We start from the raw sequence: 14,542 nt of genomic DNA, 5'->3' as shown, positions 1-14,542 counted from the left end.
ACACCTTCTTGTGCTATTTTGCAATAAATTATTATACTTTTTTTAAAGATATAATACGAATTACACCATTTCGCACAATTAAATTAATCTGCTTGCCGATAAAAACGAACACATTATCTCATAATCTCTCGAATACATCCAATTGTCTCAACTATTTCGAATCGCAAGGTTTTTTTTACAAAAATAACACATTGTCTTCATCTTCGTTACACAAACCACTGTATTTATTCCGATGATGACTGCTGGCCCTGTCGCTCCGATCGCGCTGCTGTATTCGCTGGCATTCCACCTTTCACGTGCTGTTATTCCCGCCACCGGCAGACACTGCCGGGGCTTTACCCCCATTCTTTATTCAGCACTGCTTTAAAAAAATAGTCCGGGGTTTTTTCTCTATAATCAGATAACGGAACCGGCTGCGGTTTTATTGCAGCCATTATTCGTTTTTTTTATTTTTTTAATATTTTTTTGTGATAATTGTTACAAATGGGAGCGGGCGGTCAAGGACCGCCCCTACTCGACGGGGATGGCCGCCGGCACGGTGCCGGTTTCGGTCGGCGCGATGACGCTGCTGCCGGCCGCCGGCCTGGTCACGACCGGATCGCTGAGATCCGACTCGTTGGTGGACGCCCCGCTGTCTGTGCCCGCTGCCGGTGGCGGTGTCACGACCGGTTCATCGCCGCTGGCGGATTCGTTGGCGCTGGCGTTGTCATTGTCTGACGGCGTCGGCAGCGTGACCGTTTCAGCCTCGCTGGTGCCGGTTTTGGCCGGATTGACGGCGGCAGTGTCAGACGGGACGGTTTGCGTCTCTTTGACCGCGGTCGGTTCGGTGGTCGCCGGGTCGGCCGGGACGACTGGATCGGCGATGGTTTCCTTGACGGCGGCGGCACTGTCGGCCTTGCTGTCCGGGGTGGTGGCCGGTTCGTCAAACTGAACGATTTTGTTGAGATCCACGGCTTTTTCGATCGAAATCTGCAGCAGTTCGGTGACGGATTTGCCCGCCAGCGCGTCGACCGTCAGGGTTTCATCAGCCGCGGCAATCTCCTGAACCAGCTTGATCTTGCCGGTGGAAACACTGTACTGATCCGCCAGGGCGGCGGTTTCATCATCGGTCTCAGTCAACGTCTGCCGCAGCACCGTCGGTTCAATGTCCTGGCTGGCGGCACTGTCTTTGATCGAGTGATCGACGGCGACGGCCAGATCATCGGCTTTATCGGCGTCTTTGTTGGCCACCGAGACCAGCACGACATTGCGGTCGGCATTGAGATAGCCCTGATCGATCATGGAGGAGACGAGGGCATCGACGGACTCATCCAGATCGGCCTGGTCAAAATCCAGATCGGCGACAATCTTTTTGGCATCATCATTGAGGGCCCGGACCGACAGCACCTGGTTGTGGCGGTTGGTGACGATCTCGATGCTGGGGTTGACATCCAGGGCGACGGTGCTGTCGGGTGACCTAAACTGGATATACCAGCCGGAATAGCAGACCACGGCAACGGCACAGCAGGCGACGGCCGACGAGAGCTGCCTAAAGTAGCGGGGTCTTCGTTTGACACGGGCCGGCTGCCGGGTAATATAGTCATGCTCGGTCATTTTGACCACCGGCATCGCGGCCAGCTTGGCAAAATCCAGCAATGGCGCCTGGCTGATGCCGTGGCGGATGGATTTCTCGATATCACTTGTATTCATTATAACACCTCCTGTTCTTTTAAATATTTTTTGAGCTTTTTTAAGCCGCGATGATATTTCGATAGTACGGTAGATAAGGGCATATTCAGGCTTTCGGCGATCTCACGATGGGCAAAGCCGGATATGGTATGCAGTAAGATGATTTCCCGCTCCTGATCGCTGAGAATTTTAAAGGCCGTCTGAAGCACCAGTTTGTCACCGCTGTCGGTGACATAGGAGAAGGACAGGTCGTTCTCCAGATCGTCGACCTGAACGCTGTCGCCCTGTTTCCGGGAACGGATTTTGCTGATCGCCAGATTCCGGGCGATCGTGAAAACCCAGGCCATCGGTTTGCCCATCGGCTTATAGAGATGGGCGGCGGCGCGGATTCTCAGGTAGGTATCCTGAGCCACGTCCAGCGCATCGTCATGGTTCTTCAGAATCGAGAGGACAAAGGCATAGACGCTGCGTTCGGTCACCCGGTACAGTTCTTCAAAGGCGGCCATGTCGTCGGCCGCGATGCGGGCGAACAGCTTTTCATCAATTTTAAGTTTTTTATGATGCTCGGTGCTTGGGTCCGGGGGTACCACCATACTCAAAAATAGTATCATTAAGTATTATTCCTCCATAATATAGTAACGTTTGATTAGAACGTTTTATTGCAGTTGGGATTAAATATTTTGTAGGTGACAATCGTAAATTGACGTGATACAATATGTTTATTATAGCAAAGGTTTCGGGAAAATAGAAATCATATATTAAAAAAGTATCAGAAATGTATACGATTTTTTTAATTTGATCTTATTATATCATATTTTATTGGTATAACATTAAATCGTTCCCCTGGGACAATCAATATGGAGGCGTATAAAATGGAAAAAAGTGTAGAGTATTCAGTAGACGAACTGATCGATGTTAATGTATTGCAGAAGTTTCAGGATGCTTTTTCCGCGGCGACAGGAATGGCCAGTATCTCCTGCGACAACGTAAAAGGTGAAATTACTCAGCCCAGCTGTTTTACGGATTTTTGTATCAAATATACCCGCGGCTCTTCAACGGAAGGCAATCGGCGCTGTGTCGAATGCGATATCAGCGGCGGTAAAAAAGCGGCGGCTTCCGGCCGGCCGGCGGTTTATTCCTGCCATGCCGGGCTGGTCGATTTTGCCGCTCCGATTGTCATCGACGGGGTCCAGATCGGCGCCATCCTCGGCGGTCAGGTGCTGACCGAGGAACCGGACGAGGAAAACTTCCGCAAAATCGCCCGCGAACTGAGGATCGACGAGGATGAATACATTGAGGCACTGCGGAAGGTTTCGATCGTTCCCCGCGCGCAAATTGACGCGGCGGCGGAAATGCTCTATGTTTTTGCCAACTCCATCTCCCAGATGGGCCATCACAACCGGCTGCTGGTGGACGAAACCGAAAAATTCGAGCTGATTTCCCAGAATATGTTTGACAATGTCCGCTCGATCAGTGAATTCATCGACGGTTTTTCCGGGCAGATCGAATCGCTGACGCAAACATCGGATGATCTGCTGGAGTCTTCGACGATCTCCAAGAACAAGGTCAAGGAAACGGATTCGATTTTGAAATTTATCCGCGATATTGCCACCCAGACCAATCTGCTGGGGCTGAATGCGGCCATTGAAGCGACCCGGGCCGGTGAATTCGGGCGCGGTTTCAATGTCGTTGCCGACGAGGTCCGGAAACTGGCTTCCCAGAGTGTGGATTCGGCCAAGAAGATCGAAACGATTCTCGACAGCATTGTGGCCAGCATGAACGGGGTTGAAGCCCAGGCGGCGAAGTCCAACAAGATCATCGGCGAACACAAGGATTCGATGACGGAAATCAGTGCCAAGCTGACGCTGCTCAACGAGATTGCGGACAAGCTGAAAGCAGAGATTAAGACGCTGAAAGCGAATCTGTATTAGATCGTACCGACAATGGCCTGATCGACAGGGCGGGTGCAGCCTGCTCGATGCGTTGGTTTTGGGTATTGACGTTGCGGGCGAGCGAGGCTCGCCCCTACAGTTCTTAATAGCGATTTTTTTTGACCATCCTTTATCGGATGGTCTTTTTTTGTGTCATCTTTTTTAAATGTCTTCCATATATATAAAGAGACAGTTGCACTGTGTAATTTTAAAGGCATAAACCAACTTGCTTTGATGCCGGTTTTCACAAACTATTTTGTAACGTGTAGGCGAACAGTCCTAAGACTGTCCGCCGTACAGTGTAAAAATAGTTTCGTGTAAACCGGCAGCGAAGTTAACGGCAGTTTTTAAACGGTGCCAGCGCATCTGTCTCAATCTGATGAAAGGAGGATTAAAGGTTTCATGAAAACAATTCTGAACCGGCTGCCGGAGGGGTTCGCGGTCATCGGGTCGGTGCTGGGGTTTCTTTTGGGCGGCTTCGACGGGTATCTCTATACCCTACTGGGCTTTATCCTGATTGATTACCTGACCGGCGTGATGGCGGCGGTGGCGCTACGGCAGATCGCGAGTGAAATTGGTTTTGTCGGCATTCTCAAGAAAATCCTGATTCTGGTGATGGTGGCCATGGGCCATCTGCTCGATCAGAACCTGCTGGGCGGCGGCGCGGCCATGCGCACCGCTGTGATTTTCTTCTACACCGCCAACGAAGGCATCAGCATCACCGAGAATCTGAGCCGGCTGGGTTTTCCGATTCCGGCCCGGCTCAAAAGCGTATTGGCGCAGTTATCGGAAAAGGAGGCGAAATCTTAACGGCTGTTTCAGAGCGGACGGGATTTGGGAAATCATTGCGTTGCGGCGGATACCGTACCGACCAATTGTAAATCAGTTGTTTGCAGACTGGAAGTATCGTTTCAGAGTGGACAGGATTTTGGAAATCACTTCGTTGCGGCGAATACCGTACCGACCAATTGTAAATCAGTTGTTTGCAGGCAGTTCGGACAGGCTATCGCCTGTTCGCCCTGAGGCAAACAACACGATGTTACAATTGTCGGTACTGGGTTTTGGCTTGAGCAACGGTGGTTCGATTGATCTCCGTCCGCTCTGCTCTTTTGGTTTGGTATCCAATTGTCGGTACTGGGTTACGGCTTGAGCGACAGGGAGGATATGGCCTGCCCTGTGCGTTGGCTTGTGGTATTGACGTTGCGGGCGATCAAGGATCGCCCCTACGGGGTTCATTGTGGGATCAAAGGCGGGCGTGGTCCGCCCCTACGGGTTCGTTGTGAAATAAAAGGAGGGATTTGATATGTATATGGAATTGATTCAGGAAGCTTTGGTGGCGGCCGGATATGATCCGGGGCCGATTGACGGGATCGACGGGCCGCTGACGCGGGCGGCGATCGCGGCGTTTCAGGCTGACCGGGGGCTGGAAGTGGATGGAATGGTGGGGCCGCTGACGCATGCGGCGCTGTTTCGGGGGGATGGGCCGGCGCAGGAAGTGACCGATGCTGCCGGGGAGCAGCTGACGGCCCACTTCAAAAGAGATGAGTTTGCCTGCTGCTGCGAAGGGCGTTACTGCACCGGGTTTCCGGCGGAGATGAACGGCGAGCTGCTGGCCCGGCTGGAGGCGGTCCGGGTAGCGCTTGGTGCTGCGGTCATCGTGACGTCCGGTGTCCGCTGCCCGATCCGCAACCGGGAGGTCGGCGGCATTGCCAATTCACGCCATCTGGTCGGCTATGCGGTGGACTGCTACGCGCCGGACTTTTCGGTCTTTGAGCTGGCGGCGGCCGCCGAGAACCAGGGGCTGGGTGTGATCATCTATGAGGATGAAGGGTTCTGTCATCTGGAGATTTAGGTTTTGTTAGGCGGGTAATACCCGCCTTTTTGCGTTTGTTCCTGACATTGACGGGGCGGGCGATCAAGGATCGCCCCGACGGGATGATGCCTGACGGGAGTGGTGAATATTCCCGGGTGGTTTGAAATTGACGGGGTGGGCGATCAAGGATCGCCCCTACGGGATGATGCCTAACGGGGGTGGTGACTGTTCCCGGGTGGTTTGAAATTGACGGGGCGGGCGATCAAGGATCGCCCCTACGGGTTCTTATTTCATTTTAGCCGTTAAAATGAAATAAGGAAGTGTAAAATACATTCTTATTTCTTTTTGGCACCTTTTTCCGGTTTGTTCCATTTATAGAGTATACACAGGAAGTTGCGAAACTTAAAGCCACGAACAGAAGTTGTTTTGCTGTCGGTTTCGCAACCAATTTGGTAACGTGTAGGCGAACAGTCCTAAGACTGTCCGCCGTACAGTGTACAAATTGGTTCGCGCAAACCGGCAGCGAAACTAACGGCAGTATCGCTAATGCCTGAAGAAAGGAGGTACACAGAATGCCAGTAACTACTGATTTTCTTGGAAACAAAATCCAGATCCGTTCCAACTACGGGATGGTCGATGGTAAGGAAGTGATTAAGTCGAAGACTTATTCAAATCTGAAGGAAACGGCTGTCGATGATGATATCTACGCTGTGGCTCAGGCGCTTGCCGGACTACAGACGCCGACCATGGAAGAAGTTATCAAAATTGAAAGCACGCTCCTGATTCCGGGCGTCTAAGAGACAGCCGATAACCGTACCGACCAATTGTAAATCAGTTGGTTGCTGCAGAATCGGACACTCTTCGAGATGTCCGCTCTGAGGCAACCAACACGATGTTACAATTGTCGGTACTGCGTTAGGAGTAGAAAAAACAATTGTGAAAGGAGGTGAATCTTATGGCAGATATTAAAGCGACGATGGTATTTAAACGTGCGGATGGGAAGAATTCGACCATTTCCGTATCGGATGCGAAACCGGCGGTGACGGCGGCTGACATGAATGCGGCAATGGATCTGATCCTGGCTAAAAATGTGTTTGCGCCTGACAGCTCCAACCTGACCGCCAAGGTCAGCGGACAGCTGATCAGCACCACCACAACAGATTTTGCAATGGCCAGTGTTTAAATGATTTTGAAGAGCCGGTGCAATGCACCGGCTCTTTTGCATATTTTAAAAAATGATTGAAATTCGTTTGGCAAGTATGTATAATGGATATGCGAACATATGTTCTATTTTATGGATGCTTGCTAAATTTAGATAGTATGAACAATTGTTGCTTTGATGTCGGTTTCGCAATCAATTTGGTAACGTGTAGGCGAACAGTCGATGGACTGTCCGCCGTACAGTGTACACATTGATTCGCGCAAACCGGCAGCGAAGCTAACGGTCGTTTTTTAAATATATGTTCTATTTTATTGGAAGAGGTGAAATATGGAAAATAATGAAATCATTTTTTTGGTTCGCGGCGCAAAGAAAAAGGACGCCGGCTGCCAGCTGGCTTTGATTGAGGGCTTTCGGCCGTTGATGCTTTCGCTGATTCGCCGTTATGTTTATGATGCCGATGCGGTTGATGATTATCTCAATGAAGGTGCGATTGTGCTGCTGAACTCGGTGGATGCTTATGAGGAGGCTTTGGGGGTGCCGTTTTCCGGCTACCTGAAGAAAGAGTTATTTTATTATTTTGTCAATATCGCCAAGTCTCATCGCAATGCCATTTCGCTGGATGCGCCGGATCAGAACGAAACGGCCACGCTGCTGGATTCTCTGGCGGATAAGCAGACCGACATTGAAAACGATTATGTTCATGCGGAGGATCTGTCGTCGCTGCTCTGCTATCTGCCGAAGCTGCGGCCGCGGCAGCGCTGGATTATCGAGGAACATTATTTTAAAAACCGGAGCATCAAGGAGATTGCCCTCAGTATCGGCGTGACGCCCAACAGCCTGGTCAAGCTGCACCGCCGGGCGATTCAGGATCTGCGCACCTACTTCGGGATGGATCTGGTCAACTGAACTGCAGCGATGCGATTGTCCGGTGCTGCTATTATCCGTGACACGCATGAGCTCGGACACTCTGCGAGATGTCCGCCACAACGCGCATCACAGGATAATGAGCAGCCTCGGACAAAATATAGTTGAAGTGTACAACCACGTGGAGCACAAGGGCATCTGTTTTTAACCAGACGCCGACGCGTCTGCGGGCGGGCAAGGCCTGCCCCTACGGGATGATGCATGACGCTTTTGTAAACCCTCGAGAAGCACAAGGCAAGCACAAACGCAGTACCGACAATTGTAACATCGTGTTGGTTGCCTCAGGGCGAACAGGCGATAGCCTGTCCGAACTGCGCGCAACCAACTGATTTACAATTGGTCGGTACGGGTATCCGGCAGCTACTTCTGTCTGAGATCTTCGGCGATCTGGCTGAGCTTTTTGAGCCGGTGGTAGACGCCGGATTTTCCGACGGGCGGGTCCAGCCGTTCGCCCAGCTCTTTGATGCTGGCATCCGGATAGTTTAACCGCACTTCGGCGATATCGTACAGGTTCTGCGGCAGATTCCGCAGTCCCAGCTTTTCTTTGATGATTAAAATGTCGGCGGCCTGATCGTAGGCGGCGGCGACGGTTTTATTCAGGTTGGCGGTCTCGCAGTTGACCTGACGGTTGACGTCATTGCGCATCTCTTTGACGATCCGGATGTTTTCCATCTCCAGTAATCCGCGGTGGGCGCCAATCACATTGAGAAAGTCGGCCACGCTTGATCCTTCTTTGAGGTACAGCACCCAGTGCGACTTTCGGTGAATCAGATTGGATTTGATCCCGAAATCATTGAGGATGTCCTTGATGCTCTGCAGATAGGTGCACTGCTCGGTGCCTGCGGCGGCGCCGCGGTCATTTGATTTCGTCTGGACCGGGGTCTTCTTTCCGACCAGTTCCAGATGATAGTTTTTTTCCGGATTGGACACCGAGCCGCAGCCCAGAAAAGCCCCCCGGATATAGGCTTTTGTCTGGGGCGGCTGCTTTTTGAATTTTTCGGGCATCCGGTTGTCGAAAAAAGCCTGTCCGGCATGGTTGAAGCTCAGGATTTCGCAGTCGCTCAGGATTCGTTTAACTACCTTCGGGTCTTCGATGAGAACGTTATAGGCCCGGTGTTCTTTGAATTTTTTGGTCTTTTCGATTTTGATTCTGGCTTTGATGGCGTACAGCTTTTTGATCAGCTGGTAGCTCCTGGCGGCAACCGATGGGTTTTCGGTTTTGATGCTGATCGCCATCTCCCCCGCTTCATCGACGATGATAGTTGCCACCGCTCCGATAATCCCGGACAGTTCGGCCTGACGGGCCGCTTTTGAACCGAAGGGAAGCCGGGATAGATCTTTTTTCAATAAGGCCGAAAATGTCATGGTTTCTCCTTTTGGGTTATGGTTTTCGGGCGATCACGGATCGCCCCTCGTATCACAAGAGGATGCGACGGGATGTCTCATCCTGGCATATTACTGAGTTGCCCGGGCATGACATGGGGACGCGACGGGATGTCATCCCTATCGGGCTGACACGCCGTATCGTCCCCAAGTCATGCCCTACTTGATGTAGGTCTCGAAAATGCGTTTGGCCAGCAGATCGGCATCGTGGCGGACATAGCCGGATTCCATGGTGACGTAGTCGCCCAGCAGGTATTCGTAGCCTGCGATGGGCGTCCCGATTTTCACCGTTTCGGCATTGCATTTTTGGTACTTTTCCTCGATGCTTCTGGGCAGATTGCCGGTATTGGCGACGACGTAGTCGAACAGTCGGCCCTCGTCCTGGTCGAGATGGGCTTCAATGGCCCGGATGTGGTCCTCCTGGGTGTAACCGGTGCTTTCACCGGGCTGAGTCATGATATTGCCGATATAGAAACGCTTGGCACGGCTGTCGAAAATCGCCCGGGCCACATCATTAACCAGCAGATTCGGAATGATGCTGGTATAAAGACTGCCGGGTCCGATGATGATCAGATCGGCGTTGCGGATGGCTTCGATGGTCTCCTGCAGCGGCTTGGTATCGTTCTGTTTCAGAAAGAGCTGAGCGATGGGGCTGTGCTGTGCCAGGGAGGCTTCGGGTATGGCGGACTCGCCCTGAATGACGGCTCCGTTTTCCAGCGTCGCCATCAGCACCATTTCTGACAGGGTGACCGGCAGCACTTCGCCCTTTACCTGAAGCACGTCGGAGGTGCGCCGCACGGCATCGTAGAAATCCTGGCTGATGCCGTTCATGGCGGCCAGAAACAGGTTGCCGAAGCTCTGGCCTTCCATGTTGCCGCCCTGGAAGCGATAGTTGAACAGCTCCTGCATGACATTTTCGTCGTCGGCCAGGGCCAGAATGCAGTTTCTGATGTCGCCGGGCGGCAGGATCCCTAAATCTTCTCTGAGCATACCGGAACCGCCGCCGTCGTCGCCGACGGTGACGATGGCGGTCAGCCGGTCGGTATATTTTTTGAGTCCACGGAGGATGACGGATAAACCGGTGCCGCCTCCGATGGCCACCACTTTCGGGTTTCTCACTTTTACGATATCTTTCAGAGTAAACTCTCTGATATATTCTTTCATATCCATGGAATCACATCCTTTTATTTTATTAATTACGAAAGTGCCGTGAGCTTTGCGATCAGTTTCGCACGAACCATTTTCTACACTGTACGGCGGACAGTCTATCGACTGTTCGCCTACACGTTACGAAATTGGTTGTGGAAACTGATTGCAAAGCAATAATTGTTCGCGTTTTGAGCACAAAGGAAACAGTTCTTTTGTGTTTTTTCGATTAAATATGCTTGGTGAAAATACAAGCAGAACCGTAGTATGTACTCCGTCGTGTTGGCGGGCGCGGGCGGGTAATACCCGCCCCTACAGTATGATGCTTTGTGTATTATTCAAAGCAGGTGGTGCGCTATCTTCCTGTGCGTTAATGATCCTGTCTGTTGTTTTTGATGTCCCGGTGTCTGAGACTGGTTTCGTAGCCTTTTTCTTTCAGGGCGGCGGCCAGCAGCCAGGCGTAGGTGACGGAGCGGTGCTGTCCGCCGGTGCAGCCGATGGCAATCTCAACGGTGTCTTTTGAAACTTTTGTAAATTGGGGAATGACAAACGCCAGCAGATCCAGCAGCTTGTCATAAAACAGTTGGGCTTCCGGGAAGGACATGACGTAGTCTCTGACAGCCTGGTCTTCGCCGGTCAGACTTCTGAGTTCCGGTTTATAGAAGGGGTTTGGCAGGAAGCGCACGTCAAAGACGTAGTCGGCGCCGACGGGGCTGGCGTATTTGAAGCCGAAGGAGTAAATGTTGACGCGCGGGCTTGTGTTTTCTTCCCCTTTTTTGATCAGTAGCCGCAGCTTTCTTTTCAGGTCTCCGACTTTGATGTCCGAGGTGTCGATCACGTCGTCGGCCATTTCCCGCAGCTGTTCGAGGATTTTTCGTTCCGCCTGGATGGCTTCGAGCAGGTTGCCGGCGCGGCCGGACAACGGATGGTTTCGCCGCGTTTCCTGATAACGTGAAACCAGTACTTCGTCTCGTGCATCGAGAAAGATCAGCTCGACATTGCTGGCCTGTTCTTTGTAATCGATGAATGAAAAAGCCTGTCCGGCGGAAAAGATCTCGCCGCGGATGTCGGTGACCAGGGCGATGTTTTCGATGCCGGTGGCGGACTGCTGACAGAGGTTGATGAAAGTCACGATCAGCTGGGATGGCAGGTTGTCGATACAATAGAATCCCAAATCTTCGAGTATTTCGATTGCCTGGGACTTCCCTGCTCCTGACATGCCGGTAATGATGATAATTTTCATGACTCTCTCCTTTATATGTAGTTATTCTTCGATATTGATGATGCGGTCGAGGGGGATGCCGGCGTTTTTGAGCATTTGGGGAACGTCGCGCATATCGCCCAGGGCCTGAATTTTATGGGCATCGCTGTTGACGGCAAAATCGACCGGGTATTTCAGGGCGGTCTTTATTTCTGCGGCGTTTAAATGGTCGTGCCGGGGGTTGATCTCCAGAATGACGCCGTGTTTGGCGGCGGCTTTGGCCACCTGATCGATGTCGATGGGCATTTTATCGCCGGGATGGGTAATCAGTTTGATTTCATGCTGTTCCATCATGCTGATGTAGCTTTTGGTGTTCATCTCGATCACATATTTTCTCAAAAACGGCAGTACCCGGGCGGCGTAGTTGGGGATCGAAAAGCGGAAGATGTCTTTGATGCTGGCGGGGATATAGCCGTAATGATAGCCGGCCAGGATCCAGTCGCAGTAGGTTTTTTCTTCCTCTTTGATATCGATATCGCCATTGGCGCCGATGATGTTGGATTCCACTGACAGGTAGATTTCGATGTCGTCGTATTTTTTTTTGAGCGCATCGATTTCGGCCCGCATTTTTGCAAAATCATTTTTTCTCACCCCGAAAACGGGATGACTGCGGCCATGGTCGGAAATGGTGATCGCTTTCAGGCCGATTTTCCGGCCCTGCTGCACCATTTCTTCGATGGTGTTTTTGCCGTGGCTCCAGATCGTGTGGGTGTGCATATCGTGTATTATCTTCATCTTTTTCCTTATTCGTCGTTATTGCTTTGGTAGGACACGGGGGACAGGGGGCTATCATTCTGGTAAAACAAGACACGGGGACGCGACGGCATCCAAAGACAAGGGGACGCGACGTCTGTCATCCTGTAAATTGGGGGCTGACAGCCGTAGCGTCCCCTTGTCTTCCTCAGCCGTAGCGTCCCCGTGTCTTCCCCTTGTCTTCCGTGCTTAGTCCTCGCCGATGACAATCACTTCGGGTTTCAGGTCAACCCCGAATTGCTGGTGAACACCGGTCTGAATCAGGGTGATCAGCGCGAGGATATCAGCGGTAGTGGCGCCGCCGGCATTGATAACAAAGCCGCTGTGTTTTTCTGACACCTGAGCGCCGCCGACCGAGCGGCCTTTAAATCCAGCGTCCTGAATCAGCTTACCGGCAAAATAGCCTTCTGGTCGTCTAAAGGTGCTCCCGGCGCTGGGGTATTCGAGCGGTTGTTTGGTCCGTCTTCTGGTGTTGAGATCGTTCATTTTTTCCTTGATGGTCTGGGCCTCGCCTTTTTTGAGGATCAGGTTGACACCAACCAGCACCCACGGTTTTTTCTGGAGGATGCTGCTGCGGTATCCGAAAGCACAGGCATCGGCCGGGATGGTTTCAAAGCTTCCATCTGCGGTGATCACTTCAATGCTCTTGATGACATTTTTCATTTCGCCATCGTAGGCACCGGCATTCATGGTGACTGCCCCGCCCAGAGTTCCCGGAATGCCTGATGCAAACTCCAGCCCGGTCAGGCTGTTTTCCTGCGCAAAATCGGCCAGCGCTTTCAGGCTGATGCCGGCTTGGGCCGTGATGGTCTCGCCTGCTGCACAAACGCGGTTCAGGGCTTTCGTCTTGATGATGATCCCGCGATATCCGCCGTCTCTAACGATCAGATTGCTGCCGTTTCCCATGACGTAAAACGGTTTGGTTGATTCCCGGCAGATGGTCAGGACTTTCTGCAGTTCTTCTTTTGTCTGCGGCAATAATAAAAGGTCCGCCGGACCTCCTACTTTAAATGATGTATGATTTTTCATGGGTTCATTTTTTTTTATATTTTCTGAAGCCAGTACGGCTGCGAGTTCTTTTAAAATTAATTTCATGTATTTTTCCTTATCTCTATTATACACTTCTTATTTGTAGGTTTATCTTACCATTATTTATTAAGATTCGCCATAAAAAAAGCCCCTAAACAGGGCTTTTTAAGGAATTTTTTGGTTATTTTTTTTATTTTTCTATTCGGCAACAGCACAGACGGTAGCAATGTAGATTCGTTTTGCACCGGCTTCAAGCAAGGTAGCACTGGCTTCTGCCAGAGTGGCTCCGGTGGTGAGCACATCATCCACCAGCAGAATTGTTTTTCCCTGAATGTCTGCCACAGCTTCGGCGCTGAAGGCGCCAGTCAGATTTCTGAGCCGTTCGGCTCGGCCCTGGCCAATCTGATGGGGCGTATCCCGGCTGCGTCGCAGGTATTGAGGTCCCAGGCGGACCGCGGCGGCGGCCGGGAACGGCGGCGCTGGGCGAAGGGGCTGACTCGGGTTGCGTGAAAACGGTGGCGCAGCAGGGGCATCCGGCTGTTCTGCTTTTCCATCCGCCTGAACCAGACCTTCCAGAATGCCCCGGGCTATTTTTTCGCTCTGATTATAGCCTCTTTCCCCCAGTCGGTTGGGGTGCAGGGGAACCGGCACGATATAGTCGATGTCGGCTGCCCATTCTTGTCCGGCGATGGCTTCTCCCATCCGGGTGCCGATCCAGATCCCCAGATGGGGGCGGTCTTTGAATTTGATGGCGTGAACCAGGTCTTTGGCGGAATCTTCATAACGCAGGTAGGCGTAGCCGCCGGCAAAGGGCAGGTTTAGTTTGGCGCAGACCGAGCAGTGTTTTCGTTTCGCACGAAAGATGGGACGGCCGCAGCGTTCACAGGCGGGGTTGTTGATTCTGGGCAGATCTTCCCAGCATTGCCGGCAGAGAAAATTGTCGGTGACAAAAAGAACCTTGCCGCAGATGGGGCAGGTTCCGTTTTTGAGAAACAGGTTGTTTTCGAGAAAGGATATCAGGATCTCTTTGATGCCCATTGGAGCCTCCGATTTCTGGTTTTTTTGTCTGGTTTGGGTGGACGACATTCGTTGATTGGCGATCAGGGATCGCGCGTTCGGGATGATGCCTGGCGGTGGTGTGTATGCCTGACGGTGGTTTGGGATTGGCGTTTGCGGGCGATCACGGATCGCCCCTACGGGGTGATGCCCGGTGGTGGTGTGTATGCCTGACGGTGGGTTTGGGATTGGCGTTTGCGGGCGATCGCGGATCGCGCGGACGGGATGATGCCTGGCGGTGGTGTGTATGCCTGACGGTGGTTTGGGATTGGCGTTTGCGGGCGATCGCGGATCGCCCCTACGGGATGATGCCTGGCGGTGGTGTGTATGCCTGACGGTGAGTTTGGCATTGACGGTGCGGGCGATCACGGATCGCCCCTACGGGGTGATGTGAATGCTTTGGGTTGGTTTGGAAT

15 protein-coding genes are annotated in these 14,542 nt (G+C 52.1%); 6 read left to right on the top strand and 9 right to left on the bottom strand.

Translation table 11 applies throughout. The annotated features are described in order from the left end of the window. Positions 1-510 precede the first annotated feature (510 nt). Positions 511-1,689, bottom strand: coding sequence for an anti-sigma-I factor RsgI family protein (locus GH808_RS11420; protein ID WP_186842928.1), 1,179 nt, complete (start codon positions 1,687-1,689; stop codon positions 511-513). After that, positions 1,689-2,279, bottom strand: coding sequence for an RNA polymerase sigma factor (locus tag GH808_RS11415; protein WP_186842927.1), 591 nt, complete (start codon positions 2,277-2,279; stop codon positions 1,689-1,691). The genes GH808_RS11420 and GH808_RS11415 overlap by 1 nt, the downstream gene beginning before the upstream one ends. A 261-nt stretch (positions 2,280-2,540) precedes the next feature. On the opposite strand from GH808_RS11415, the gene GH808_RS15560 reads away from it, so the two are divergent. Continuing rightward, a complete protein-coding gene (locus GH808_RS15560) occupies positions 2,541-3,599 on the top strand; it encodes a PocR ligand-binding domain-containing protein (protein WP_186842926.1) in 1,059 nt (352 codons plus the stop codon). On the opposite strand, the gene GH808_RS11405 is transcribed toward GH808_RS15560, so the two are convergent. Next, entirely contained in the window at positions 3,596-3,817 is a 222-nt protein-coding gene (locus tag GH808_RS11405; RefSeq protein WP_186842925.1) for a hypothetical protein, read from the bottom strand. The two genes, GH808_RS15560 and GH808_RS11405, sit on opposite strands and share 4 nt — an antisense overlap. A 184-nt stretch (positions 3,818-4,001) precedes the next feature. Here GH808_RS11405 and GH808_RS11400 point away from each other — a divergent pair, with 184 nt between their 5' ends. The 5 genes from GH808_RS11400 (at position 4,002) to GH808_RS11380 (ending at position 7,480) form a co-directional block, all read left to right on the top strand. After that, a complete protein-coding gene (locus tag GH808_RS11400; RefSeq protein ID WP_186842924.1) occupies positions 4,002-4,409 on the top strand; it encodes a phage holin family protein in 408 nt (135 codons plus the stop codon). 493 nt (positions 4,410-4,902) lie between these two features. Further along, on the top strand, positions 4,903-5,451 hold the full coding sequence (locus GH808_RS11395; RefSeq protein WP_186842923.1) for a D-Ala-D-Ala carboxypeptidase family metallohydrolase: 549 nt from the start codon (positions 4,903-4,905) through the stop codon (positions 5,449-5,451). Positions 5,452-5,984: 533 nt separating this feature from the next. Beyond that, on the top strand, positions 5,985-6,209 hold the full coding sequence (locus tag GH808_RS11390; RefSeq protein ID WP_186842922.1) for a DUF1659 domain-containing protein: 225 nt from the start codon (positions 5,985-5,987) through the stop codon (positions 6,207-6,209). A 158-nt stretch (positions 6,210-6,367) separates the two neighbouring features. Beyond that, complete coding sequence (locus GH808_RS11385) at positions 6,368-6,595, top strand: DUF2922 domain-containing protein (RefSeq protein WP_186842921.1); 228 nt, start codon at positions 6,368-6,370, stop codon at positions 6,593-6,595. A 306-nt stretch (positions 6,596-6,901) separates the two neighbouring features. After that, positions 6,902-7,480 (top strand): RNA polymerase sigma factor, encoded by a 579-nt coding sequence (locus GH808_RS11380; protein WP_186842920.1) that lies wholly within the window; start codon positions 6,902-6,904, stop codon positions 7,478-7,480. A 378-nt stretch (positions 7,481-7,858) separates the two neighbouring features. On the opposite strand, the gene whiA is transcribed toward GH808_RS11380, so the two are convergent. The 6 genes from whiA to GH808_RS11350 all read right to left on the bottom strand — a co-directional run bounded on the left by whiA (position 7,859) and on the right by GH808_RS11350 (position 14,495). Further along, positions 7,859-8,863 (bottom strand): DNA-binding protein WhiA, encoded by a 1,005-nt coding sequence (whiA, locus tag GH808_RS11375; protein ID WP_186842919.1) that lies wholly within the window; start codon positions 8,861-8,863, stop codon positions 7,859-7,861. Between the two features lie 177 nt (positions 8,864-9,040). Beyond that, positions 9,041-10,051 (bottom strand): gluconeogenesis factor YvcK family protein, encoded by a 1,011-nt coding sequence (locus tag GH808_RS11370; protein ID WP_186842918.1) that lies wholly within the window; start codon positions 10,049-10,051, stop codon positions 9,041-9,043. 346 nt (positions 10,052-10,397) lie between these two features. Next, positions 10,398-11,270 (bottom strand): RNase adapter RapZ, encoded by an 873-nt coding sequence (gene rapZ / locus GH808_RS11365; protein WP_186842917.1) that lies wholly within the window; start codon positions 11,268-11,270, stop codon positions 10,398-10,400. A gap of 21 nt (positions 11,271-11,291) precedes the next feature. Beyond that, positions 11,292-12,023 (bottom strand): PHP domain-containing protein, encoded by a 732-nt coding sequence (locus GH808_RS11360; RefSeq protein WP_186842916.1) that lies wholly within the window; start codon positions 12,021-12,023, stop codon positions 11,292-11,294. A 207-nt stretch (positions 12,024-12,230) separates the two neighbouring features. Further along, a complete protein-coding gene (gene murB / locus GH808_RS11355) occupies positions 12,231-13,136 on the bottom strand; it encodes a UDP-N-acetylmuramate dehydrogenase (protein WP_186842915.1) in 906 nt (301 codons plus the stop codon). Between the two features lie 132 nt (positions 13,137-13,268). Beyond that, positions 13,269-14,495 (bottom strand): double zinc ribbon domain-containing protein, encoded by a 1,227-nt coding sequence (locus tag GH808_RS11350; RefSeq protein WP_186842914.1) that lies wholly within the window; start codon positions 14,493-14,495, stop codon positions 13,269-13,271. Positions 14,496-14,542: the final 47 nt, after the last annotated feature.

Source organism: Acetobacterium fimetarium, from assembly GCF_014284475.1.
Classification (GTDB): domain Bacteria; phylum Bacillota; class Clostridia; order Eubacteriales; family Eubacteriaceae; genus Acetobacterium; species Acetobacterium fimetarium.
Note: the sequence above shows the minus strand (reverse complement) of the source record. Positions and strands in the feature narration are given on the sequence as shown.

Coding starts and splice junctions, on each gene's coding strand:
- GH808_RS11415 (WP_186842927.1), bottom strand. CDS start 2,279: ATGATACTATTTTTGAGTATGGTGGTACCCCCGGACCCAAGCACCGAG.
- rapZ (WP_186842917.1), bottom strand. CDS start 11,270: ATGAAAATTATCATCATTACCGGCATGTCAGGAGCAGGGAAGTCCCAG.
- GH808_RS11420 (WP_186842928.1), bottom strand. CDS start 1,689: ATGAATACAAGTGATATCGAGAAATCCATCCGCCACGGCATCAGCCAG.
- whiA (WP_186842919.1), bottom strand. CDS start 8,863: ATGACATTTTCGGCCTTATTGAAAAAAGATCTATCCCGGCTTCCCTTC.
- GH808_RS15560 (WP_186842926.1), top strand. CDS start 2,541: ATGGAAAAAAGTGTAGAGTATTCAGTAGACGAACTGATCGATGTTAAT.
- GH808_RS11385 (WP_186842921.1), top strand. CDS start 6,368: ATGGCAGATATTAAAGCGACGATGGTATTTAAACGTGCGGATGGGAAG.
- GH808_RS11380 (WP_186842920.1), top strand. CDS start 6,902: ATGGAAAATAATGAAATCATTTTTTTGGTTCGCGGCGCAAAGAAAAAG.
- GH808_RS11360 (WP_186842916.1), bottom strand. CDS start 12,023: ATGAAGATAATACACGATATGCACACCCACACGATCTGGAGCCACGGC.
- GH808_RS11395 (WP_186842923.1), top strand. CDS start 4,903: ATGTATATGGAATTGATTCAGGAAGCTTTGGTGGCGGCCGGATATGAT.
- GH808_RS11400 (WP_186842924.1), top strand. CDS start 4,002: ATGAAAACAATTCTGAACCGGCTGCCGGAGGGGTTCGCGGTCATCGGG.
- GH808_RS11390 (WP_186842922.1), top strand. CDS start 5,985: ATGCCAGTAACTACTGATTTTCTTGGAAACAAAATCCAGATCCGTTCC.
- murB (WP_186842915.1), bottom strand. CDS start 13,136: ATGAAATTAATTTTAAAAGAACTCGCAGCCGTACTGGCTTCAGAAAAT.
- GH808_RS11405 (WP_186842925.1), bottom strand. CDS start 3,817: ATGCCTTTAAAATTACACAGTGCAACTGTCTCTTTATATATATGGAAG.
- GH808_RS11370 (WP_186842918.1), bottom strand. CDS start 10,051: ATGGATATGAAAGAATATATCAGAGAGTTTACTCTGAAAGATATCGTA.